The organism is Acidiferrimicrobium sp. IK (genome assembly GCF_025499425.1).
Classification (GTDB): Bacteria; Actinomycetota; Acidimicrobiia; order Acidimicrobiales; family Palsa-688; genus Acidiferrimicrobium.
Genome location: NZ_JAIMCB010000029.1, coordinates 1 through 22,017, shown reverse-complemented (window position 1 = coordinate 22,017; position 22,017 = coordinate 1). Strand labels below are relative to the sequence as shown.

General features: G+C 67.8%; 21 protein-coding genes and 2 pseudogenes. 16 read left to right on the top strand and 7 right to left on the bottom strand.

Annotated features, from left to right (window positions below; all coding sequences use genetic code 11):
* Positions 1 to 1,020: reverse transcriptase domain-containing protein (locus K6U06_RS24270; protein WP_262324573.1), on the top strand; the 1,020-nt coding region annotated here is incomplete at its 5' end.
* Between the two features lie 496 nt (positions 1,021 to 1,516).
* Here the strand turns inward: K6U06_RS24270 and K6U06_RS24265 are convergent.
* Both K6U06_RS24265 and K6U06_RS24260 read right to left on the bottom strand, forming a co-directional pair.
* Positions 1,517 to 2,428, bottom strand: a complete 912-nt coding sequence (locus K6U06_RS24265) for an ABC transporter ATP-binding protein (protein WP_262324572.1) — start codon at positions 2,426 to 2,428, stop codon at positions 1,517 to 1,519.
* A complete protein-coding gene (locus tag K6U06_RS24260; protein WP_262324571.1) occupies positions 2,425 to 2,844 on the bottom strand; it encodes a Crp/Fnr family transcriptional regulator in 420 nt (139 codons plus the stop codon). The genes K6U06_RS24265 and K6U06_RS24260 overlap by 4 nt, the downstream gene beginning before the upstream one ends.
* 464 nt (positions 2,845 to 3,308) lie before the next feature.
* Between K6U06_RS24260 and K6U06_RS24255 the strand changes: the two genes are divergently transcribed.
* From K6U06_RS24255 to K6U06_RS24205, 11 genes are all read left to right on the top strand, one after another.
* Positions 3,309 to 4,073 carry an MlaE family ABC transporter permease gene (locus K6U06_RS24255; RefSeq protein ID WP_262324570.1) on the top strand — a complete coding sequence of 255 codons (765 nt, stop codon included), beginning with the start codon at positions 3,309 to 3,311 and terminating at the stop codon, positions 4,071 to 4,073.
* A 77-nt stretch (positions 4,074 to 4,150) separates the two neighbouring features.
* A complete protein-coding gene (locus tag K6U06_RS24250) occupies positions 4,151 to 4,948 on the top strand; it encodes an ABC transporter permease (protein ID WP_262324569.1) in 798 nt (265 codons plus the stop codon).
* A complete protein-coding gene (locus K6U06_RS24245) occupies positions 4,945 to 6,282 on the top strand; it encodes an MCE family protein (protein WP_262324568.1) in 1,338 nt (445 codons plus the stop codon). The genes K6U06_RS24250 and K6U06_RS24245 overlap by 4 nt, the downstream gene beginning before the upstream one ends.
* Positions 6,279 to 7,367: an MCE family protein gene (locus K6U06_RS24240; protein WP_262324567.1), complete on the top strand. Its 1,089-nt coding sequence runs from the start codon at positions 6,279 to 6,281 to the stop codon at positions 7,365 to 7,367. The genes K6U06_RS24245 and K6U06_RS24240 overlap by 4 nt, the downstream gene beginning before the upstream one ends.
* A gap of 28 nt (positions 7,368 to 7,395) precedes the next feature.
* Positions 7,396 to 8,415, top strand: coding sequence for an MCE family protein (locus K6U06_RS24235; RefSeq protein WP_262324566.1), 1,020 nt, complete (start codon positions 7,396 to 7,398; stop codon positions 8,413 to 8,415).
* Entirely contained in the window at positions 8,412 to 9,620 is a 1,209-nt protein-coding gene (locus tag K6U06_RS24230; RefSeq protein ID WP_262324565.1) for an MCE family protein, read from the top strand. The genes K6U06_RS24235 and K6U06_RS24230 overlap by 4 nt, the downstream gene beginning before the upstream one ends.
* Positions 9,617 to 10,765 (top strand): MCE family protein, encoded by a 1,149-nt coding sequence (locus tag K6U06_RS24225; protein ID WP_262324564.1) that lies wholly within the window; start codon positions 9,617 to 9,619, stop codon positions 10,763 to 10,765. Before K6U06_RS24230 ends, K6U06_RS24225 begins: the two co-directional genes overlap by 4 nt.
* Positions 10,766 to 10,773: 8 nt before the next feature.
* Positions 10,774 to 11,850 carry an MCE family protein gene (locus K6U06_RS24220; RefSeq protein WP_262324563.1) on the top strand — a complete coding sequence of 359 codons (1,077 nt, stop codon included), beginning with the start codon at positions 10,774 to 10,776 and terminating at the stop codon, positions 11,848 to 11,850.
* Positions 11,847 to 12,602, top strand: a complete 756-nt coding sequence (locus K6U06_RS24215; RefSeq protein WP_262324562.1) for a hypothetical protein — start codon at positions 11,847 to 11,849, stop codon at positions 12,600 to 12,602. Before K6U06_RS24220 ends, K6U06_RS24215 begins: the two co-directional genes overlap by 4 nt.
* A gap of 87 nt (positions 12,603 to 12,689) precedes the next feature.
* The gene (locus tag K6U06_RS24210) at positions 12,690 to 13,325 is read left to right on the top strand and encodes a TetR/AcrR family transcriptional regulator (RefSeq protein WP_262324561.1); all 636 of its coding nucleotides are present in this window, start codon (positions 12,690 to 12,692) and stop codon (positions 13,323 to 13,325) included.
* Positions 13,326 to 13,843: 518 nt separating this feature from the next.
* On the top strand, positions 13,844 to 14,059 hold the full coding sequence (locus K6U06_RS24205) for a ferredoxin (RefSeq protein ID WP_316044754.1): 216 nt from the start codon (positions 13,844 to 13,846) through the stop codon (positions 14,057 to 14,059).
* Between the two features lie 34 nt (positions 14,060 to 14,093).
* Here the strand turns inward: K6U06_RS24205 and K6U06_RS24200 are convergent, their stop codons facing one another.
* The 4 genes from K6U06_RS24200 to K6U06_RS24185 all read right to left on the bottom strand — a co-directional run bounded on the left by K6U06_RS24200 (position 14,094) and on the right by K6U06_RS24185 (position 17,131).
* A complete protein-coding gene (locus K6U06_RS24200; protein WP_262324559.1) occupies positions 14,094 to 14,546 on the bottom strand; it encodes a hypothetical protein in 453 nt (150 codons plus the stop codon).
* Positions 14,547 to 14,699: 153 nt separating this feature from the next.
* On the bottom strand, positions 14,700 to 14,846 hold the full coding sequence (locus K6U06_RS24195) for a hypothetical protein (RefSeq protein ID WP_262324558.1): 147 nt from the start codon (positions 14,844 to 14,846) through the stop codon (positions 14,700 to 14,702).
* 78 nt (positions 14,847 to 14,924) lie between these two features.
* Entirely contained in the window at positions 14,925 to 16,643 is a 1,719-nt protein-coding gene (locus K6U06_RS24190; RefSeq protein ID WP_262324557.1) for an MFS transporter, read from the bottom strand.
* Positions 16,640 to 17,131 carry a MarR family winged helix-turn-helix transcriptional regulator gene (locus tag K6U06_RS24185; protein WP_262324556.1) on the bottom strand — a complete coding sequence of 164 codons (492 nt, stop codon included), beginning with the start codon at positions 17,129 to 17,131 and terminating at the stop codon, positions 16,640 to 16,642. The genes K6U06_RS24190 and K6U06_RS24185 overlap by 4 nt, the downstream gene beginning before the upstream one ends.
* Before the next feature lie 177 nt (positions 17,132 to 17,308).
* On the opposite strand from K6U06_RS24185, the gene K6U06_RS24180 reads away from it, so the two are divergent.
* From K6U06_RS24180 to K6U06_RS24165, 3 genes and pseudogenes are all read left to right on the top strand, one after another.
* On the top strand, positions 17,309 to 18,091 hold the full coding sequence (locus K6U06_RS24180) for a thiolase family protein (RefSeq protein WP_262324555.1): 783 nt from the start codon (positions 17,309 to 17,311) through the stop codon (positions 18,089 to 18,091).
* 35 nt (positions 18,092 to 18,126) lie between these two features.
* Positions 18,127 to 19,809, top strand: a pseudogene (locus tag K6U06_RS24175) (long-chain-fatty-acid--CoA ligase).
* Positions 19,810 to 19,826: 17 nt separating this feature from the next.
* Complete coding sequence (locus K6U06_RS24165; RefSeq protein WP_262324554.1) at positions 19,827 to 19,985, top strand: hypothetical protein; 159 nt, start codon at positions 19,827 to 19,829, stop codon at positions 19,983 to 19,985.
* A gap of 343 nt (positions 19,986 to 20,328) precedes the next feature.
* Here the strand turns inward: K6U06_RS24165 and K6U06_RS24160 are convergent, their stop codons facing one another.
* Positions 20,329 to 21,390 (bottom strand): TIGR03617 family F420-dependent LLM class oxidoreductase, encoded by a 1,062-nt coding sequence (locus K6U06_RS24160; RefSeq protein WP_262324553.1) that lies wholly within the window; start codon positions 21,388 to 21,390, stop codon positions 20,329 to 20,331.
* A gap of 213 nt (positions 21,391 to 21,603) precedes the next feature.
* On the opposite strand from K6U06_RS24160, the pseudogene K6U06_RS24155 reads away from it, so the two are divergent.
* Positions 21,604 to 22,017: pseudogene (locus tag K6U06_RS24155) on the top strand (hypothetical protein); the annotation flags it as partial.

The following is a 22,017-nucleotide window of genomic DNA, read 5'->3' as shown; positions in this document are numbered from 1 at the left end:
GCCACCGCCGCCTCCAACACGGCGAGGCGATCGGCGGCGTCCACCCCACCAGCCTGCCCGGCGTCGCGCGCTCCGTGGTGGACCCTCACTCACCGCGCGACCAACACCTCGCTAAACAAGTACTCCGCAACCAGGAGGCGTTGTTGGAAACAGGACTGGGTGTTGGACCTAGACGTCCGAGCCTTTTTCGATTCCGTACCCCATGATCTGATGCTCAAAGCGGTCGCTCACCACACCGAGGAGCGGTGGGTTATGCTCTACATCGAACGGTGGCTGAAAGCTCCCATGCAGATGCCGGATGGGACCCTCGTGCCACGGGAGAAGGGAACCCCACAGGGTTCACCGATCTCACCGTTGTTAGCCAACCTCTTCATGCACTATGCCTTCGATACCTGGATGGTCCGGGAGTTCCCGGGCTGTCCTTTCGAGCGTTACGCAGATGACGCGGTCATCCATTGCGACAGCGAGGAACAGGCCCGAAGGCTTTGGGCTGCTATCGCCATGCGGCTCGGGACCCTCGGTCTCGAACTGCACCCGGAGAAAACCAAAGTCGTGTTCTGCAAGGACGCGAACCGGTCCGGGGACTCGGAGCACACCAGTTTCGATTTCTTGGGTTACACCTTCCGGGCTCGCCTGGCCAAGGGCTCCAGAGGCTACTTTGCGAGCTTCTCACCGGCCATCAGCGCCAAGGCGAGAAAGGCGGTCGGCCAGAAGATCAGGGCCTGGCGCCTCAACCGTCGCAGCGGATCGGACCTGACCGGCATCGCCGTCGACATCAACCCTGTCGTGCGAGGCTGGTTCGGGTATTACGGGGCCTTCTACCGCTCCGAGCTGTCTCCACTCGCCGAGCGCATCGACGAGTATCTTGTCCGATGGGCGATGCACAAGTTCAAACGACTGCGGGGCAAACCCCAGCGGGCGTGGGCATGGCTGCACGCTGTTCGGCAGCGCCAGCCCAGCCTGTTCGCCCACTGGGCGCTGTTCCCAGTCGCCTCCGGCCGGCCTGTGGGAGCCCGGTGAGTCGAGAGGTTCACGCCGGGTTCTGAGAGAGCCGGGGGCTGCGATGCCCCCAGCTACTCACCGTGTGTCCTGAAAGGGGCGTGATGGTGATGTAGAAGGTCACTGTCATTAGCTCACCGAGCTCCTCGACGCCTACGGGCGCATCGAACAACTCGCCTGAACACCCCCGAACCCGACGGCGTTACGGCACCCACCCAGTTCAACGCGGCCCAACACCAGCCAGGAGACAATCCAACAGGCCGAGCACGCCCCACCCGGGGCCCCATCCACCCGACCCGGCTGCCGATCACCAACCCGACAGACCCAGAAGACCCGATCACCACCCCTCGGACGACAGCAGGAATGATCGGGGCTAGACGTCGATCCCACCCGTCTGATCCACTCACCCTGACGTGCGGAACACCGGGCTAGCACTGGGCTACGGCAACGCTCACCTGGCATCCGCCGGCTACTGGCATGGATGCCGACCCCGCCCAGCCGCTGGGGGCGGGGCGCTTCAGGTGCCGGGAACTGTCTCCCAATCCTCGTCGTCGTAGCGTGGGTCCAGCGGCGGCGGATCCGACTCGGCGGCTGTGCTGGCGTCGGTCTGGTCGTCGTCCTCGGCCATCTCGTCCATGCTGATCGGCCCCTGCGGACGGCCTGCGAAGAACTGGCGGATGATTGGATTGTCCAGACCGTCGACGAACTTCTTCGATCCGAAGGCCACAAGCTTCGAGCGGAAGAGGAGCCCGACGTAGTCGGCGGTTCGGTTCACCGACTCGATGTTGTGGGTGATAATGAAGAAGGTTGCCTTGGTCTCTGCTTGGGCGACGTTCACGAGCCGGTCGAGGTAGGCAACCCGTACCGGGTCGAGTCCGGAGTCTGGCTCGTCGAAGAAGATGATCGGTGGGTCGAGAGCCATCGCTCGGGCGAGCCCTGCCCGCTTCTTCATCCCCCCGGACACTTCGCCGGGCAGTTTGCCGAGGTGTGCGACGAGTCCCACCATCTCGGCAAGCTCCATGACCTTGACGCGGATCTCTTGCTCGCTTGCCTTCGTGTGCTCGCGCAATGGGAACGCGATGTTGTCGAACAGATCCATCGAGCCGAACAGGGCCCCATCTTGGAATAGGACTCCGAACTTGCGACGGATCCTGAGCATATTCCTATTGGAGATTCCTACGACCGGCTCGCCGTCCACGAGTATCTGGCCCGCTTCCGGAGAGAGCAAGCCGATGATTACCTTCAACATCACCGACTTCCCCGTGCCGGATGGCCCCATGATGGCGGTGGTGCGTGCCCGCGGCACATCGTAGGTGACGTCGTCCAAGACCTTGTTGGAGCCGAACTGCTTGAACACCTTGCGACAGGAGATGACCGGATCGTCAACCGGTTGCGCCGCCACCTGCCAGGGGAGAAGATCACTCATCATGCACTCTCCCTGTCGAGATCACCCAGGCGACGGGCCAGGACCGAAAGGAGGTTGTAGGCAAGGGACGGCACCTTGAGGAGCAGAGCGTCGAGGTCTTCGTGGGTGAGGGCCAGGACCCGCATGTCAGTCAAAGCCGTGACCGTCGCGACCCTGGGACGCTTGTCCAACAGAGACATCTCACCGACAATGTCTTGCGGTCCTAGGGTAGCCAACTGGTGACCGTTGCGGATGACTGAGGCCGTGCCGTCGACGATCAGGTAGGCAGTGCCTGCATCTTGACCCTGGCGAGCAAGCACCTGGCCGGCCGCCAGGTGCTCCTCAACAAGAAGGGCGGCAACCAACGCTGCTTCCTTGCGGGAACAGCCAGAGAACAGCGGCATACTCTGGACGAGAGCGACCTTGTCATCGTGCTCCACTTTACGGACCCCACCCCAGTGCTCGGTCGGGCACGAAAGGATGCTGCCCGGTCCACGCCGATGATACGGACGCGACGGCGACACGTCAAACGTTGCGGGCAACCTATGTTCGGTCGCGATCAGTAGGCGACCATGCCAGTATCGCACGCGCTGACGCCGTGACGCAACGGCGAACGACGCGTGTAGTTGACAGGCGGGACGCAGTGGTGTTGTATCACATACCTACCCAGTCCGGTAGGAAGCGACGAAACCATCGACACGAACGTCTTGCTGGGGGGCAACACGTGGAGCAGGAAGTATCGGGGGAGGATGTTGGGGGTGGCCGCATCAGCGCGGCCATTCTGCCTCCGCCCCGCCGCCCACCCCATCGGGGTGAGAGAGCCGCCCGGTTACTCTTGGGCTCGGACTTGGTCGAGTTGTCAGACGGGCCGCTGTTCGGCCGTCCGGCGGCCGAGACTGCACGCGTGGTTGGCAACTTCGGAGCCGTCGTTGCCATGGTGCTCGACTCGGCCGTACTTACTGTAAGCGCCCTGGTCCGCCGCCGGTTCCCCTGGCGAGAGTTCTTCGAGCAGGCATGGATGATGGTGTCGGTCTCCTTGCTCCCTACGATCCTCATCTCGGTGCCTTTCGGGACGGTGATCGTGCTGGAGGTCGGCGGCCTGGCCAACCAGATCGGGGCCCCCTCTCTGGTCGGGTCCGTCGACGCGATCTTCGCTGTGCGCGAGGTCGCCCCCGTGGTCACGGCCCTGATACTCTCCGGGGCGGCCGGATCGGCGATTTGCGCAGATCTCGGGGCCCGCACGATCCGCGACGAGATCGCCGCCATGGAGGTCATGGGCGTTGACCCCGTCGAACGCCTGGTGGCGCCGCGCCTCCTCGCCGGTATCGTAGTGGCCTGCCTCCTGGATGGGATCGTGGCTCTCGCCGGCGTGCTGTCGGCGTACGCCACCGCTGTGTACGTGCTGCACACCGGCGGCGGGTCCTACCTCACCGCGTTCAGCCAGTTCGCCCAGTCGGCGGACTTCGCCGAGGCGACCCTCAAGGCCGGCGTGTTCGGCTTCGTAGCCACGGTGCTCGCCGCTTACAAGGGGTTGACAGCCAAGAAGGGGGCGATCGGCGTCGGGGCTGCGGTCAACGAGTCGGTGGTCATCACCGGGGTGGCACTGTTCTTCCTGAACCTTGTCCTCACCGAGATCTTCCTGGTCATCGTCCCGGTCAAGGTCCTCTGATGAACATGGCCCGGTCCGTCGCCGGCAGCCCGTTGGGTCGTATCTCTGGCGTTGCGAGCACCACATGGCGGCGCGCTGTGGACCGCACCGTGTGGTTCGGTGGCCTGGCCATCTTCATCAGCATGGTGCTGGCCACGGTGCCTGTCGTGCTCCTCCGCCATCGCCGGGAGGTCTCACGCCTCCTGATCGACGTCACCTTTGGCAAGAGGTTGCTGGCTGTGGCTGCCAGCACCATCTTGGTGGTTTTCCTCCTCTCTGCGTTCCTTGGCATCCAGATCGGCCTCGAGGGATATCAAGGTCTGCAGGTGATCGGGTTGACCGCGCTTTCGGGCCTCATCGCCGCCTACGGCAACACCCGGGAACTGGTCCCCCTGATCACCGCATTCGGCGTGGCGTCCCAGATCGGCAGCAAGTTCACCGCCGAGCTCGGTGCCATGCGGATCAGCGACGAGATCGACGCCCTCGACGTGATGGCCGTGCCACCGCTCGTGTACCTGGTCACGCCCCGGGTCATCGCGGCCGTGATTGCAGTCGTGCCTCTCTACCTGCTGTCCCTGAGCGGCGCCTACTACGCCACCCAACTCACGGTGTCGCTCCTCTCGCATGAAGGGAGCGGCACCTACCTGCACTACTTCCACGCCTACCTCCACACTCGCGACATCGTGGAGTCCACCGCCAAGGTGATCATCTTCGCCATCGCCATCGTGTTCATCCACAGCTACTACGGCTTCACGGCTGCTGGGGGCCCAGAAGGGGTCGGGCGGGCCGCCGGGAGGGCCATCCGCACCAGCATCGTGTTCCTATCCGTTTCCGACCTGCTCTTGACCATGCTTTTCTACGGCGTGTCGAGCAATGCGATTCGGTTGAGCGGATGACGGTCCCGGTCGTTTTCACTCACGCTCAACGTCGGGCGGTGGCGCTCCGGCGGCGGGTGCTGACCGCCTCCGCCGGGGTAGCGTTCGTTGCGGTTCTCGCCGCATCAGTTGCGGCCATCCTCGTGTCCTTCTCAGGTGGTTTCACCGACTACGTCGCGGTCCGAGCGGTCATCCCGCCCAGCCAGCCCGTTGCGGTTGGCGATGAGGTCGAGTACCGGCAGGTTCAGGTCGGGACCGTCCACAACGCAGGGCGGCCCGGCCCGGACGGCTCAACGGTCATCGACCTCCATCTTTATCCGGGCCGTGTGCAGGACCTGCCAGCCAACGTCGTCGCGCAGGTGGCCCCCAGCACCCTCTTCGGGGCCACCGCCGTCATCCTCACCTCGCCGGCGCCGGTGCCCGCCACCCTCGCCGCGAGTCAGACCATCCCGGCCGCAACCGCGGCTACCGCCAGCCTGCAGGGCACTCTCCAGGATCTCAACAACGTCCTCACCGGTCTGCACCCGGCCCAGATCGACACGACCCTCGGAGCACTCAGCGGCGCCCTGGCTGGGCAGGGACCCTCCCTCCACGATTTCGTTGCCCAACTCGACAAGTACGTGCAGCAGATGCTGCCCCAGCTCCCGACCTTCGAATCGGACGTATCATTGCTGACCCCCGTACTCGACGGCTTGAGCACCTCGGTGCCCGCCCTCCTCGAACTGGCCGGCAACGCCAGTGTCACGGCCAACACCATCACCGCCGACAACAATGCCTTGGTCGGGCTGCTTGAGGGCGCTTCAGGGACCGCCTCAGCGGGGACCGCCCTTTTCACCGACATCCAGGCCGGGCTCCACGCCTTCGCAGTCAATTTGTTGCCCACCCTTGGTGCCTTGAACCTGACTCCTCAGCAGATCCCCCAGATTCTCGGTAGCGTCACCCGCTGGGCTGGGGCGTGGGCGAGCGCCGAGACCGACGGCCCATGGATCAACGTCGAGGCGCCCTACAGCATCGGCAACCTGGTCGACTTCATCCTCTCTGGGGCGGATATTCTGCCGCCGGCGGAAAACAGGGCTCTGACCCTGGCCGCTAGCTTCGACCACCTCGCGAAGCCGCCGGTGGTCGGTGCACCGTACACAGCTGCGGACTGCCCCCGCTACGGGCCGGAGCAAGGGCCGAACTGTCCTGGTAGCAGCGCGACCGGCGTGAATGCGGCGGCGTCTGGCCCGCCATCATCGGCAGAGCAGGCCGCCGCGGTTGCAGTGGCCACCAATTTGGCGGGCGGCCAGCGCCCAGCTTCGCCGGCAGCCGCCGGTCTCCTGCTGGATCCGCTGCTGCGGAGCCTGGCGTCGTGAGCACCATCGCCGCCCGGCGTCGTGCGCTCGCTGCGGTCACGGGCAAGCTGGCGGTCTTCGTCGTGGCCGCGATCGCGGCCACTGCCGTGCTCTACGCGACCCTCGTCAACGCAGATACGGCCGCCACCCGCGGCTACCGAGCTGAGTTCTCCGACGCGTCGTACCTCCAGCCTGGCGACCCGGTCCGGATCGCGGGTGTCGAGGTCGGCCGGGTCACCGCAGTAGGGGTGCGAGCAGGACACGCCGCTGTGGGGTTCAAGCTCGACGAGCCCCATCAGGTGACATCCACTACCAGCGCTGCCATCCACTACGAGAACCTTCTCGGCAATCGCTACCTGGCTCTCTCCGGCGGAGCAGGAGGCCGCGTGCTGCCACCCGGATCCACCATCCCTATCGGCCGGACGCAGCCGGCACTTGACCTGAGCGCCCTGTTCCAGGGGTTCCAGCCGCTCTTCCAGGCTCTCACCCCCAGCCAGATCAACTCGCTGGCCGGCAACGTGATCGCCACGTTTCAGGGCGAAGCACCCAACGTGGACGCCCTGGTCACCCAGACCGCCGCTCTCACCTCCAACCTGGCCGACCGTGGGCAGATCATCGACGCGGTCGTCAGGAACCTGACCGACCTTTCCACCTACGTGGCCGGCCACGACGCGCAGGTCGGCCAGCTGATCGACCAGTTCTCCAGCCTCGCCAGCACCCTCGGGGCCGACAGCCCGCTCCTCGACGGCGCCCTGGCCTCGGCGGCGAAGGTGACCACCAGCCTCGACGGCCTCGTCGCCGGCATCCAGCCTGCCTTCGAGCACTCCGTCACCGGGCTGGTGTCGGCCACCGCGACCCTCCAGGCCGATCAGGGAAGCCTCGACGCAGCCCTCAACAGCGTGCCAAGCCTGGCCGGGGCCCTCACCAAGACCGTCGATAACGGCAGCTACCTCAACGTGTACCTCTGCGAGACCACCCTCAACGTCGCTCCTGGCTTGAACCTCTCCCCGATCGTCCTGCCGGTGTCGCTGGCGCCCCTGCTCGACCTGTCGGTGCCCTCCGGGCTGGTCGGCAACGGCCGCTACCACACCGCCAACTGCTCGTGAAAGCCTTCCTGCCCATGGATCCCTGCCCGTGAAAGCCTTCCGCGAGCAGAACCACGTCGCCGTGGCCCTAGCCGCAGTCGCCATGCTCCTGCTGGTGGTGGCCGCCGCGCTCAACTTCTCCAAGCTGCCGTTCTCGGCGCCCCGCACCAGCTACCACGCAGACCTGGCCGACGCCAGCGGGCTCACCAAGGGCGACCCGGTCACCGTGGCCGGCGTGCGGGTGGGAACCATCACCGGGCTCCGCCTCCGAGGCGATCACGTGCAGCTTGACATGCAGGTCAGATCCAGCCAGGCACTGGGCCGGCTCACCACCCTCAACGTCAAGGTGCTGTCGCTGCTCGGTCAGGAGTACGTCCAGCTCGACCCGCTCGGGCCGCCCCGCCTCCAACCGGGCGCGACGATCGCTCAATCGCGCACCTTCGGCACCCACACTCTGGTCGACACCCTCACCAACCTCGGCGTGGAGACCGGTCAGATCGACAGCCAAGCCCTCGCACAGGCCCTCCATGTCGTCGACCAGAGCGTCACCGCCAGCACCCCGGCGCAGACCGCGGCAGTCATCGACGGGGTCGGGCGCCTGTCTCAGATCATCGCCGACCGCCAGGATCAACTGGCCCAGCTCGTCACTGAGGCAAAGCAGGTCGCGGCTACCCTGAGCACGCACAGCGGCCAACTAGTCACGCTCGTCGGGCAGAGCAACCTGGTGCTGCAGGTTCTCCAGCAGCGTCAGGCCGACATCCACCAACTGCTGAGCGCAGTACAGGATCTGGCCGGCCGGGTCGGGGCCATCGTGACCAGTAAGCAATCCGATCTCAGCCAGCTCTTGGCCAACCTGGACGGCGTCAGCGCCAATCTGGCCAAGGAATCGGGCGCTATCACCAGCGCCATACCCCTCGTCGCCGGCTTTGCCACCTACGGAGCCAACGCGGCGGGCTCCGGCCCATACGCCGATATCCACGTCCTTACCACCCTCTTCTCCGACGGCGCCATCGCCGAGTGCGCCAAGAACGGCGGACCGGCACCGGCCACGGGGTGCAACGTCCCATGAGACGGAAGGTCATCCCGGTGTTGGCGGCACTGACCGTGGCCGTGGTGGTGGCCGGGACCGCCACCGCAGTCAGCATGTCCGGACGGGGCGGCGGCAGCCGCACGATCAGCGCAGTGTTCAGCGAGACGCCTGCGCTCTACCCCGGCAACCACGTCGACGTCCTCGGCATGCCAGTGGGCTCGGTCACCGCGGTCCACGCCGGCCCGACCGGGGTGGTCGTCACCATGCGCGTCGACGACACCGTCACGATCCCGGCCGGCGCAGGCGCCTACCTGGTCGCGCCGAACGTGGTCAACGACCGCTACGTGGAGTTGAGCCCGGCCTACACCGGAGGCCCGTCCATGGCCCCAGGAACCACAATCCCGCAGGCTCGGACCCACGTGCCGCTCAGCGTCGACGCGGTCCTGGCCGACCTCGACTCGTTGTTCAAGGCCCTGGCACCGACCGTCTCCGATCCCAAAGGCGCCCTGGCCAGCCTGGTCGCCGACCTTGACAAGCAACTCGCCGGTCAAGGACCGGCTCTCAACTCGACGATCATGTCGCTCGGCTCCGCGGCCACCGGCCTGAACGCCGACGGGCCGAATCTGGCCAAGACCATCGACAACCTCAGTCCCTTCGTGGCGGCGCTGGCGGGAGCGGCCCACCAATACCAGGCGTTCACCGGCAACTTGGCTGGTGCCAGCACCGTCTTGAACGCGGACCGGTCCGAACTGGCTTCGACCCTCTCGACACTTCAGCAGGTCCTGGCCCAGCTGGCGACGTTCGTTCAGGCCAACGCGGGACATCTCGGCTCGACCCTCCACAATCTGGGTACCGCGGCGGCCGCGGTCGCCGCCAAACAGCACGACCTGGCGCGAGCCGTACAGGTGGGGGGCCTGGCGTTGCAGAACCTTGACGCCGCGATCTACAAGCAGTATCCCGCCTACCCCAACGAGCAGCCCTACTTGCCGTTCCTCGAGACGCGTGTCAACTTCGATGGGGCCGCGGTCAGTCTCTCCAATAGTCTTTGCGGCTCCAACGTCCTTAGGACAGCCGACCTGTTGGTGGGAGCGGTCCCGGGAGCGGACGGGGGCAAGAGCCCCGCCAGCTCCGCTGCGGCGTCGTGCCTGTTCGATGTCGCAGCCGCCAACATCGGCGCCCCCCCGGGCGACCCGACCACCGCCAACGCAACGTACGCCGGCCTGCTCGCGGCGGCGGCCCGATGACCGCCAGGCGAGCCACCGTCGCCGCGGTCGCAGTCGCGATGGCCATCGCGGTCTCGGGTTGTGGGACCAGCCTCCAGAGTTTGCCGCAGATCGGCGGGCCGAGCGGGAAGACCTACACGGTCCGGGCCGAGTTCGCCAATGTGCTCAACCTGGCCAAAGGCGCCCCCGTGCGCCTGGGTGCGACCACCGTCGGGAGCGTCGGGTCGATCGGCGTGACCGGCGGCCACGCCCAGGTAACCCTCCACCTGCAGCGGTCGGCGGCGGTTCCCGCGGACGTCACCGCCCAGGTCCGGTTTGTCACTCCCCTCGGTGACGAGTACGTGCAGTTGACCGCACCCCCAGCAGTCGGGCCTGCGCCCGCACCGGGACCGCTGGCGCCCGGGGCGACGATCCCGCTCCCGCGGACCGCCGCCGCCGCCTCGGTCGAGGACACCCTTGCTGCGGCGGGCACCCTGCTGTTCGGAGGCGGCCTCGGGCAGGTCGAGACTCTCACGTCGGAGCTGAACGCCATCCTCGGCGGTGACCAACCCCAGATCCGGGACCTCCTCGCCAACCTCACCAGCGCGGTCACCTCCCTCGCTGCCCACGACGGCGACATCGACGCAGCTCTGGGTGCGCTGTCCAACCTGAGCGCCCAGGTCAACGCCGGCCAGGCCGCCATCAGCAAGGCGTTGGCCACCCTTCCGGCCGCGGCCCGGACGATCACCGCCGACAATGCCTCCGTGGTGGGGCTCCTCCACGGTATCGACAACTTCACGCCGGTGGCTCAGGGCGTCGTCGACCAGAGCGGAGCGACGCTGGTCGCCGACACCAACCAGCTCGCCCCGGTCGTCGACCAGCTCGTGAGTGTGGAAGGCAGCCTCGGCTCCGACCTGCAGACCATCGCCACCTTCTCCCAGCGGACCGCCCGCGCCGCGCCTGCCGGCTACCTCCAACTGCACGCCATCATCGACCTCGTCAACCGCCCGCTCCCCATAGCAGTACCGCCCCTGCTGCCAGCGTTGGAGGCAGTCCTCGCTGGCAGCCCGCTGGGCGTGATCGAGGGCCTTATCGGTGGGCTGCTCGGCGGCCCCGGCGCCCCGAACCCGGCTCCGGCTGCGGCGTCGCCGGCCAGCGGGGGCGTCCTCGGGGTGGGGCTGCCATGAACGGACGGATGGCCGCCCGGCTGGCAATCCTTCTGGCGATCGTGGTCGCCGGTGTCGGCTACATCGCCTTCCCGGTCCTGCAGTACAGGGTCGGCCGCCAGGCATTCCCGGTGGAGCTGCGCATGGCCAGAGCTGGCGGCCTCTACGTCGGGGGGTACGTGGACTACCGAGGGACGGTCGTCGGCAGGGTCAGCGCCCTCGATGTCAGCCCCGGAGCGGTGACCGCCCGCCTGGCGATCAACCCGGGCGTGCGGATCCCCTCCGACAGCACGGCGAGCATCCACGACCTGTCCGCAGTAGGAGAGGAGTACGTAGACTTCGTCCCCCCGCCCACCGGCCGGCCGGCCAGTGCGGTCCTGCGATCCGGCAGCGTGGTGTCGGTCGCTGAAGCCGACATCCCGCTCCCCGTCGGCACGATCCTCGGCGACACCTCATCGTTCGCGTCGAGTATCGACACACAGCATGTGAGCTCGCTGCTCGATACCCTCACTCGGGGGCTCGGGGGCACCGGCCCGCAGCTGCAGGAGATCCTCGGTGCCAGCCGGTCGCTCTTCGCCCAGCTCCGCAGCGTCCAGCCCGCCACCACCGAGTTGATCCAAGGCGGCCACACCCTTCTCGACACCGGACAAGCCACCAATCCCGACGTGTCGCAGTTCTCGCGCCAGCTGGCCCAGTTCAGCGCCCAACTCGACGCATCTGACGCCGACCTGCGTGCCCTGTTCGCCAACGGCACCTCCGGCTTCGATCAACTCCAAGGGCTCCTCACCCAGGACACGGCATCGGTCGCGGCGCTGACGTCCAGCGTGGCGACGGTCACCGGCGTCGCAGCCAGCAACATCCCCGCTGTCGACGCGCTCCTGACAGCTGTCCCGGTCTTCTCCAACGACGCCGCCTCCCTCGTCAAGGACGGGCTGATCCACGGAGGGTTTGTGCTCAACCCTGGCGACCCGATCTGCAGCTACACCAACGACCTGCCGCTGCCGACGGCCAAGGTCGTCGCCCCCGTCCTCGGCCGTACCTGCGCGTCCACCGCACCCAACATGTTGCAGCGGGGCGCAGCCAATGCACCGGAGCCTGCACCATGATGACGACTGCACCGAGTTCTCCATACCCCCTCACCGCTCGCAACGGTCGCGATCCCGACGAACAATCCGAGCGCGTCGAACCCGACGATCAGCGGACCGAGGCTGTCCATGGCTGGGACGTGGCGGACCGCTGGGCTGACATCGGCCAGCAAGGAACGCCCCCGGCCGCGGCCGCCCTCGAAGAGGGGCGGGACCCCGAACCCGGCGCGTCCGCCAAGACAGGCGGGCGCCGCCGGCTTCGACGGTTACGGCCCCGCCTGCGCCGGCCACCCCTGCGCCGGCCTCGGCTCCGGTCGGTGGTCGTGTGTGCAGTGGTCGTGACCCTTGCCGCTGCTACCGGTGTCCTCGGTTGGAAAGATTACCGCTCCAGCCAGCTCGACCAGGCCCGGAAAACCGCGACCAGAGCAGCATCGAGCGCGGCGGTCACCATGGCCGACTACAGCTACAGCGACCTCCCCAAGAACTTCAAGGCGGTAGAGGCTGCCTCGACGCCCGCATTCGCCAGCCAGTTCGCGAAGTCGAGTGCCGCGCTCGAGCCGATCCTTACCAAGTACAAGGCCTCCTCGACCGCCAAGCTCATCGCGAGCGGGGTGTCTAACGCCACCGAGAATCGGGTCGTGGTCCTCGTCTACCTCGACCAGACCGTGCGCAATTCCACCACCAAGAGCCCGACCACAGAACGCAACCGCCTCGTGCTCACCATGCTCCGACGGCACGGGAGGTGGCTCGTCGACCAGCTCTCCTTGGAGTGAGCGAGGGTCGACGGCCGGACCCTCCTACCCGGAGGATCGCTTCGCGGGTGCCATGAGGACGCCTAGGCCAGGTAGACTATTCCGTCGATGGCGCAGCTGCGATGGGGTTCCGATGCTCCTACCGACGTGGATGCCGCGCGCGAGCGTTTGCTGGTCGCCGCCGAAGCGGCTTTTCGCCGGTATGGCGTGCTCAAGACAACAGTCGAGGACGTCGCCACGCTGGCCAAGGTGTCGCGAGCCACCGTCTACAGGTACTTCGCAGGCCGCGACGAGTTGATCCTCGGCGTCCTCCTCCGCGAGGGCGATCGCTTCATCAAACGTCTTTCAGCGCGGCTCGATGTCGCTGCGAACCTGGAAGACGCGCTCCTGACCGGGGTCGTGTACACGCTGCAAGCGATTCGCCGCGATAAGAACCTTGCGCTCCTTTTCGCTCCGGAGACCGCTGGATTGACGACCACGATCGCCGGCGCGTCTGAAGCGCTCTTCTCGTTGATGACGGGGTTCATCCGGCCCTACCTCGAGAACGGGACTACCAATGCACCCTTTCCTGAGGGCATCGACGCCTCGGACGCTGCCGAATGGCTCCTCCGGGCCGTTCTCAGTTTCGCCACTGTCGAAGGCCCACGCAAGCGGACCGAACAGCAGCTTCGGGACTACCTCCGTTGCTTCCTCATTCCGGCGCTCGTGGGCCCCCCAGCCGCGGTCCGTGTCCGCCCCTCGTGATGCCCTGGAATCTGTCGAGCGATTTGGCCGCGCCGCCCAGCCGGTGGTGGGGTCGCCCCGGGGCGGGTTCACAGGCCATTCACCCCGGCGGCTCCGTGCGGAGGCAACCTCCCGTCGCCGGACCGGGAGGAGCGAGCCGACGTGAACGACGACCCGACTGGCGCCACCCGCCGCTACGTGGTTGTGGCCCAGGAGATCCTGGCGGCGATCGGCACCGGACGGCCCAGTCCCCGCGACCGCCTTCCCAACGAGCGGGAGATGCCGCGTTGGCCCCGCTCCGGGCGTCGAAGCCCCGCCCCGGGCGGTAGCCCGGCACCTCGCCGGTCTCGACGATGATTTAGCCGTGCAGGTCACGCCCTACGGGCACCGGCCGGCGCTGCCGATCCGGGTCAGCGCCGCACCGGCGACCGAGCCCGGGTGGGGTGAGGAGGGAGCGATCGGAGCCCTGGTACGACAGCTGAGCTGTGGAGCGCTGGGCGACACACGCCAGCCGCTATGTCTCGCAGCAAGCGGCATGGATGGCTAAGATAAGACCGATGCGTGTACAAGTGGATGCGACGAAATGCCAGGGCCACAACCGGTGTGTGGTCTTGGCCCCACAACTCTTCGAGGCAGACGAGTACGGAATGTCTTCGCCCATTGGCGATGGCATTGTGCCGCCCGACCTCGAGGAGGCTGCGAAGCTCGCGGTCGACAACTGCCCAGAATGGGCTATCACCATTACCGACAACTGATCGAGCCTGTTGAGAGAGGTTGGCTGCGGTACCATCAGGTCCGGTGGCGGTCAAACTCCACGATGCAGGAATCCATGACTCCGCAGTTCCCGGCAAACCGGCGCTGCGTCTTTCGCTCTCCCAGTGTTGCTGGCGCGGGGTACTTCTCTGGTAGCGAGGCGAACTGCTGATAAACGCGTGTAGTTCGGTCGTGGTAGGCACGAGGCTCCGACAGCCTGAAGGAGCGCTCGTGCCCACCACTCACCGTAGTGTCCGTATCGATGTCGACCTCTGCTGCGACGGGGTTGACTTCGCCTGCTTGGATGCCGCGGCGGTCGACTTCGCCCGCCGCGCCCCGGGTGAGCTGGTCGCTGCCGCGGTGCAGTCCATGGCCGGCGAGCTGTTCGACGTGATCCCAGCCCGAGGCGCCGTGGTCGTGCACCCGCTGCACCAGCCGGCGCGGGTTCCGCTGCCGCGGGCAGCGCCCGGGCGTGCGCACGGTGCTCACCAAGGCCGGCAAGGTCCGTCTGGCCGCGTGGCAGGTCGAGTGCCGGCGCTGCGGGCGTCGGTTCGTGCAGGTGCTCGAGCTGCAAGGCGTCCCGGTTGCTCGCCGAGCTGGCCGGCATCGACCTGTCGGCGCGCAGCGTGCGGCGTGACACTCTCAGCCTAGCCTGGCACCCAAGCGCATCGGCCCCGAGATGCTCGAGAGGTGCCGTCGTCGCGCCGCGACGTCCACGCGCTCGACCCACGCCGAGCCGTGAATGGCCTCGACCTGGCGCCGGGTGAGCACCTGGACGGAGCTGGGCATCACCTGCTCGATTGCGTGACGGTCCGCGCCCGCGGGCCGAGGAGGTCCAGGACCCGTCGCGATGCCGGCTGCTCATAGTCAGGTCGGTGGGGTGGAGTGGACGATGTGGAGGTCGCAGTGGGTGTGGCGTGCGAGCTGGGCAGTGGTGCTGGCGTCGAGGAGGCCGGCGAAGGGGCCGTGGGTGGGTGCGCCGGCGATGATCATGCGAGCGTGCTGCTGGTCGGCGAAGGCGGCGATGCGACGGCCGACGTCGCCGTGGTCGCCGACGACCTCGAGCAGGTGGCCGGTAGCTGGGACCCCTCGGGCTGCGACCTGGTCGACGAGCGTTTTGAGCGTGGTGGCGGCCTGTGTGGTGTCTTCGGTTTCTATGGCTTGTTCCATCGTGAGATCGGTTTCGACCATGTGGAGGATCTCGATGGGACAGGCGAGCGCCTCTGCGAGGTCGGCAGCGGTTGCGCAGAGCTGGTCGGATCCGGGTCGGTCGTCGACGGCGACCACGATCGGCGAGCGACGGCCGTCGGGGGACGGCGCGAGCATGGCGAGAGATGGAGTGACCGCTGGTGCGGTGCCGGCCGCGACGGCCGGCGGTGCGGTAGTGACGAGTTGCTCCTCGCTTTCGGCTCGTTCGGCGGCGGCGATGAGGGAGTGGCCCCTGGTGAGCACGACGATGCCGAGGACGACCGCGGCGGCGCCGAGGTAGAAGGGGACGTGGACGTTGAAGTGGGCGGCGAGCTTGGCGGCGACGTAGGGGGCGAGTCCGCCGCCGATGAAGCGGACGAAGCCGTAGGAGGCCGATGCGATCGGCCGTTCGACCGGTGCCACCAGCATGACGGCTTGGGTGGTGAGGGTGTTGTTGAGTCCGACGAAGGCGCCTGAGACGATCACCGCGACGATCAGGGTGGCCTGGGATGTGGTGAAGGCGGCGATGACGACCAGGTCGGCGGCGAGCAGGGCCAGGTTGACGTACAGGGTGCGTGGCGTGCCGAAGCGGCGTTGGAGGCGGGGGGCGACGAAGACGGCGAAGATCGCGACGAGCACGCCCCAGCCGGTGAAGGTGTAGCCGAGCTGGTGGACCCCCAGATGCATGGGGAACGGGGTGTAGGCGAGCAGGGTGAAGAAGCCCCAGTTGTAGCAGAGGGCGGTCACGCTCATGATGGCGAGCCCGCGGTGGCGCAACGCGGTGATCGGTTCGGTGATCGACGTCCGTTTGGTTGGCCGCGGGGTGCGGTCGACCAGCACCAGGGTTGCGATCAACGAGATCGACATGAGCACCGTCACCCCGAAGAACGGCCCCCGCCAGGAGATGCCTCCGAGCTCGCCGCCGACGAGCGGTCCGAGGCCGATCCCCACCCCGAGGGCGGTCTCGTACAAGACGATGGCACCGGCGAACCCGCCGCTGGCCGAGGCGACGATCACCGCCAGCGAGGTGGCGATGAACAAGGCGTTGCCGATCCCCCACCCGGCCCGCATCTCGACGATCCCGTTGATGCTGTTCGACGAGCCGGCGAGGGCGCTGAAGACCACAATGAGCACCAGCCCCGCGACCAGGGTATGTTTCGCGCCGATGCGGCTCGAAACCCAGCCGGTAACGAGCATCGCCACCGCGGTGATCACGAGGTAGCTGGTGAAGAGCAGCTCGACGCTGCTCGGACTGGCCTTGAGGTCCTTGGCCAGCGCCGGCAGGATCGGGTCGACCAACCCGATCCCCATGAACGACACGACGCAGGCGAAGGCCACCGCCCACACCGCCTTGGGCTGGCGGAACGGGCTGGCTGCTCCGGCGTGCCCTTCGGTCACCGTGGACCGCCCCCCGGCGTGGGAGTGAGGCGGCTGGCTGCGCCGGTGTCGCGGTGGTCGAGAACGGCCACGGCTTGCAGCGCCGGCAGGGCGTCCCGAAGAGACCTCGCGTGATCGGCGGGGAGATCGTCGATGAGCCGGACCAGCCCCGCGGCACCGGCCTGGCGGCGCTCGTGCACGTAGCGCTCACCGGCCGCGGTGAGGGCGACCAGCACGGCGCGGCCGTCGGTGGGATCCGAGCGGCGCTCGGCGAGACCGTCGTGCTCGAGCTTGGTCACCAGGGCGGTCATCGACGGCTGGGCGACCCCTTCGAGGGCGGCGAGGCGGGTGATGCGCTGGGGACCGTGGCGTTCCAGCGCGTACAGCGTGGCCGCGGCCGTGAGGCTGATGTCGCGGGGCATGCGCCGCACCACCGACGCGGCGAGGGAGTACAAGGCGACCGCTATGTCGTTGTGGCGTGCGATGTCCTCGGATCCCGGCTGGCTCACAGCGACAGACTATAGCGAGGTCTATATAGACGTGTCGAAGGATCGGTAGGCGGAAACGCGGTGTCCGGGATGCGATGGACGGCGCCGATAGCCGAGGCGATGCTCCGTCTGCATGCGATCTACCCCTCCGGCGACTGGCAGGAGTACTTGGAAGTGGCACATCAGCCAGGATCAGCAATGGCTCTACCGGACACCGCCCTGGCGGGTGATCCGGAGCTGCCGCCACGCCCCGTGTTCATGGAGATCTACGCCGCCGAGGCCCGCGACTACATGCGGCGCACCGGCGCCACCGCCCGGGACCTGGCCACTGTGGCTGCGAAGAGCAGTCGCAACGGCAGCCTCAACCCGATCGCGCAGAACCGGACCGCGCTTACCGTCGACGACGTCCTCGCCGCACGCACCATCGTCGACCCGCTCACCCGGCCGATGTGCTCGTCGATCGGCGACGGTGCCGCGGCGATCGTGCTGAGCCGCTCCGATCTGGCTGCTCGCCGGGGATACCGTGGCGTGCGGGTGCTCGGCTGCGCCGTCGGAGCCGCCCGGGCCGGGGACGACGGCGACGTCGTGGCCCGCACCGCCCGCTCCGCTTACGAACAGGCCGGGCTCGGGCCGGACGACCTCGACGTCTGCGAAGTGCACGACGCTGCCGCACCGGCCGAGCTGGTGATCGCCGAGGAGCTCGGCCTGGCCGCCAACGGCGACGCCGCCGAGCTGGTCCGCAGCGGCGCCACCGAGATCGGCGGCCGGATCCCGGTCAACCCCTCCGGCGGACTGCTCGCCCGCGGGCACCCCGTCGGCGCCACCGGAGCCGCACAGATCGTCGAACTCACCGACCAGCTGCGCGGGCTGGCTGGTGACCGACAGGTCGCCGGAGCCCGCATCGGCCTGGCGGAGAACGCCGGCGGATCGCTCGGAAACGGCCCGGCCGCCTGCGTCGTCACCATCCTCGCGACCGAGTAGGTCGCAGCCCACTCAATACGTGAAAGGGAGCGCCCATGCCCACCACTGTCATCCGAGGTTTCCCGTCCACCCACGGCGACGACTTCCCGCTCAACACCACCACCCTGATTCGGCACGCCGCCCGCACGCACGGCGACCAGGAGATCGTCTACCGCACCCCCGGCGGCGGCTGGGACCGCTACACCTACGCCGACGCCTACCGACGCATCTGCCGCTCCGGTCACGCGCTCACCGGGCTCGGGGTAGCCGCCGGCGACCGTATCGGCGTTCTGGACTGGAACACTCGCCGCCACTTCGAGCTGTACTACGCCATCCCCGGCTTGGCCGCGGTGCTGCTGCAGATGAACCTCCGACTCGGCAGCGAGGACCTCGGCTACGTGGTCAACCACAGCGGGGCGTCGCTGATCGCCGTCGACGAATCGTTGCTCCCGGTCGCCGAGGCCATCGCACCCCTCCTGGAGACGGTGCGCGGCTGGATCGTCCTCAGCGACCGACCGCTCGACGAGATCGACACGACGCTGACCCCGCTCTACCACTATGAGGACCTGCTCACCGCCGCCGCCGACCACTTCGACTGGCCGTGGATCGAGGAGACCTCCGCCTACAGTGCCTGTTACACCACCGGCACCACCGGCCGACCCAAGGGCGTCTACTACTCCCACCGCGGCATCTACCTGCACTAGATGGCCATGGCCGCCAACCTCGGCATGACCCTCGACGACTGCACGATGATCATCACGCCGATGTTCCACGGCCAGGCCTGGGGACTGCCGCAGGCCGCGACCCTGATGGCCAACAAGATCGTCCTGCCCGGCCGCTACACCGCTGAGGACACCAAACCCCTCACCGACGCGATGATCGCCGAGAACGTCACCGTCGCCAACGGAGCGCCGGCGATCTTCCTCCCGATGTTGCACTACATCGAGACGATGGAGAAGAAGCCGGACTTCAGCCGGACCCGGCTCGTGTCTGGAGCCACCGAGCCCCCGCTGTCGCTGATGCGCGGGTTCCACGTACTCACGGGGGCGGAGACCATCCACGCCTACGGCGCCACCGAGACCACCCCGCTGGTCACGCTCAACCGCTTCAAGCCATCGGTTCGTGCCCGGCTGTCCGGAGACGAGCTGTGGGAACTCAAGCGCAAGCAGGGCCTGCCCATCTCCGGTGTTGACGTGGTGATCCTCGGCCCCGATGACAGTCCACAGCCGCACGACGGCCGATCCGCCGGCGAGGTGTGCATGCGCGGCCCCTGGATCACCACCTGCTACTACGACATGCCCGACTCGGCCGACCGGTTCATCGACGGCTTCTGGCGCAGCGGCGACGTGGGCACCATCGACCCCGACGGTTACCTGAAGCTGACCGACCGGATCAAGGACGTCATAAAGAGCGGCGGCGAATGGATCTCCTCCATCGACATGGAGAACGCGATCCTGGCCCACCCTGGCGTCCTCGATGCTGCGGTCATAGGCGTCGCCCACCCCAAGTGGCAGGAGCGTCCCGTCGCGCTCGTCGTCCCACGCCCCGGGCACACCGTCACGCCCGCCGACGTCCACGGCGTCCTCGAGGGCTCCTTCGCCCGCTGGCAACTGCCCGAAACGGTCATCATCGTCCACGAGATCGCCAAGACCAGCGTCGGCAAGATCGACAAGAAGCTGCTGCGCGAGCAATACGCCGACATCTACAGCGGCGTCACCACCGAGCAGGCCGGGCAGTAACCGGGCCAGTCCAAGTGGTGACGGCTGCAGGGTGGGGAGGCCGCAAAGCCCGAGTCCGGGGCGCGATCCGTATCGCCACCGACGCCGACACCCGCGCCGCCGCGTGCAACTGGGCGCGCCTCGCCACCCTCGGCGTCACCCACCACGGCGGGACATGGACAGTCGCCCCACCCTGACCACGATCGAAGACCCGCCCGTCTCGATTATCTCGCCCGCCCGCCCCGAAACCCCTCCCAAACGGAGGGAACCGGGAGCCAGGCAGGACCGGAAGAGCAAGACGACCCCGACACAAGCCACCCGGTCCCGCCAGACCGCCCTCCCACACCCGTCCAACGCCGCCACGGCCCGCACAGCAGCCCCCTACTTCAGGACTCACCTAGGCCCCGCCGGCCCGAAGCCTGGGACGTCGATGCGGTGACCCGGATCGTGACGGCACGAGGATCCCCGGACCGGCGGTGGAGCAAGCAGGGAGGGCCGGTTGCGTCCCGGCCCTCAAAGACACCGCCTACCGGCACTGGATCAGGGGACCTTGTCCTTCCTGATCGCATTAACGTCGTGTGAACGCAGCGCGGCTGCCACCTCCGCCCACCTCTGGCCTGCATCTGGATCTTCGGTCAACTGGAGGCCGGCGAAGTAGACGATGACTCGGTCCGCTCGCCGGGCATAGCGGTCGGCCAGGTGTGACGGCAGGTCCGACCAGGTCGAGTCGATCAGGAAGTGGCCGAGCATGTCGTCAGTGACGATCCGGGCCATACCGGTGACGTCGCCGGCCTTCTGGCGCTCGCGGATCCGTTCGGTCGTTCCTTCGTGACCGATCTGCTCGAAGATGAAGGCGTAGTTGGGGGTCGAGCCGTAGAAGGCCACTTGCATGCGGGCGATCTCGCGCCACCTCGACCGCTCCTCGTCGGTGTCGCCGACGGCCACGAAGGCGGGCACCATCACTTCGATGGCGTCAGGACTGCGACCGGCGCTCGCCGCTCCAGCCGCCACGTTGGGCGCGACGGTCTGATCCAGGTACGCAGTGGTGTTGAGCGGGTGCACGTGGAGACCGTCGGCGGTCGAGCCCGCCATCCTGATCATCCACGGGTTGACGCCGGCGACGTCGATCTTCGGCGCAGGCACGCCGATGGGGCCCGGTGACCAGGCGGCAGGAAGGAGGGAGAGGTTCCACCAGTTCCCGTGGACGTCGAGTGGCCCGCCTCCGCTGAAGGCGTCGAAGATCGCCCGGACAGCATCGACGTACTCCTTCAGCCGGGGCCCGGGTGGATCGAACTCGGCACCGTAGCGACGGACGACATGGGCCCTGACCTGGGTCCCCAGCCCGAGCCGGAATCGTCCGCCCGTGACCTCGGCGAGTTCCCACGCTATCTGGGCTGTGACCATCGGGCTGCGGGCAAACGCCACCGCGATCCCGGTGGCGACATCGATGTCAGCAGCGAGCGCTGCAGCCGCGCAGGCCAGATAGGCCGTCCTTCCGGCCTCGGTGATGACGAGACCGTCGAAGCCTGCGGCTGACGCCGCCCGAGCGCTGTCCTGCATGGCGCGCAATGGGAGCCCGGCGACCATCATGTCGAGCTTCATCTCTCAGCCCCCATTTCCCGCCACACCTCTCCCCGGGCCGCCAATTGGGCCCGGCTGGTCAGGCGATCCGATCGCCTGGCAACCCTACTCGTGGCTGTCGACACAGGCAAGCGGGTACTGTCTCGGCCATGTCGGAGGTCGTCATTGTGATGCAGCCCACCGCGGAGGTCGTCCGGAAAGACGGAGCGGCGACCTGGGTTGGGTCGGTGGCCGGTGCCTGAACGTCCCGACACGCTCGCCGGCCATCGGCCCCCCTCGGCGTCAAAGGCGCACCGCATCGCTGCCGCCACCGCCCTGCGGGACCTCGGGCATCGCCTCGTGGCCCACGAGAGCAGCGCCGACGAGTTGGCCGGGGTGGCAGAGTGGGCGTCGGCACTGAGCAGCCGTCTCTCGGCGCGGCCCGCGCGGATCAAACGCCGCACCGACCTCGGGGGGGTGTCCTCCTCCTCCTCCTCCTCCTCCTCCTCCTCCTCCTCCTCCGTCGGCGACGGCGAACCCATGGGGCACTTCGACTACGACATCGTCTCCGGACCGGCAAACCCGCTCGGGATCCGCATGCAGGTCATCAGGCGGGGGGATAGGGCGACGAGCAGCGTGACGCTCGGGCCGGCCTTCGAGGGTCCGCCG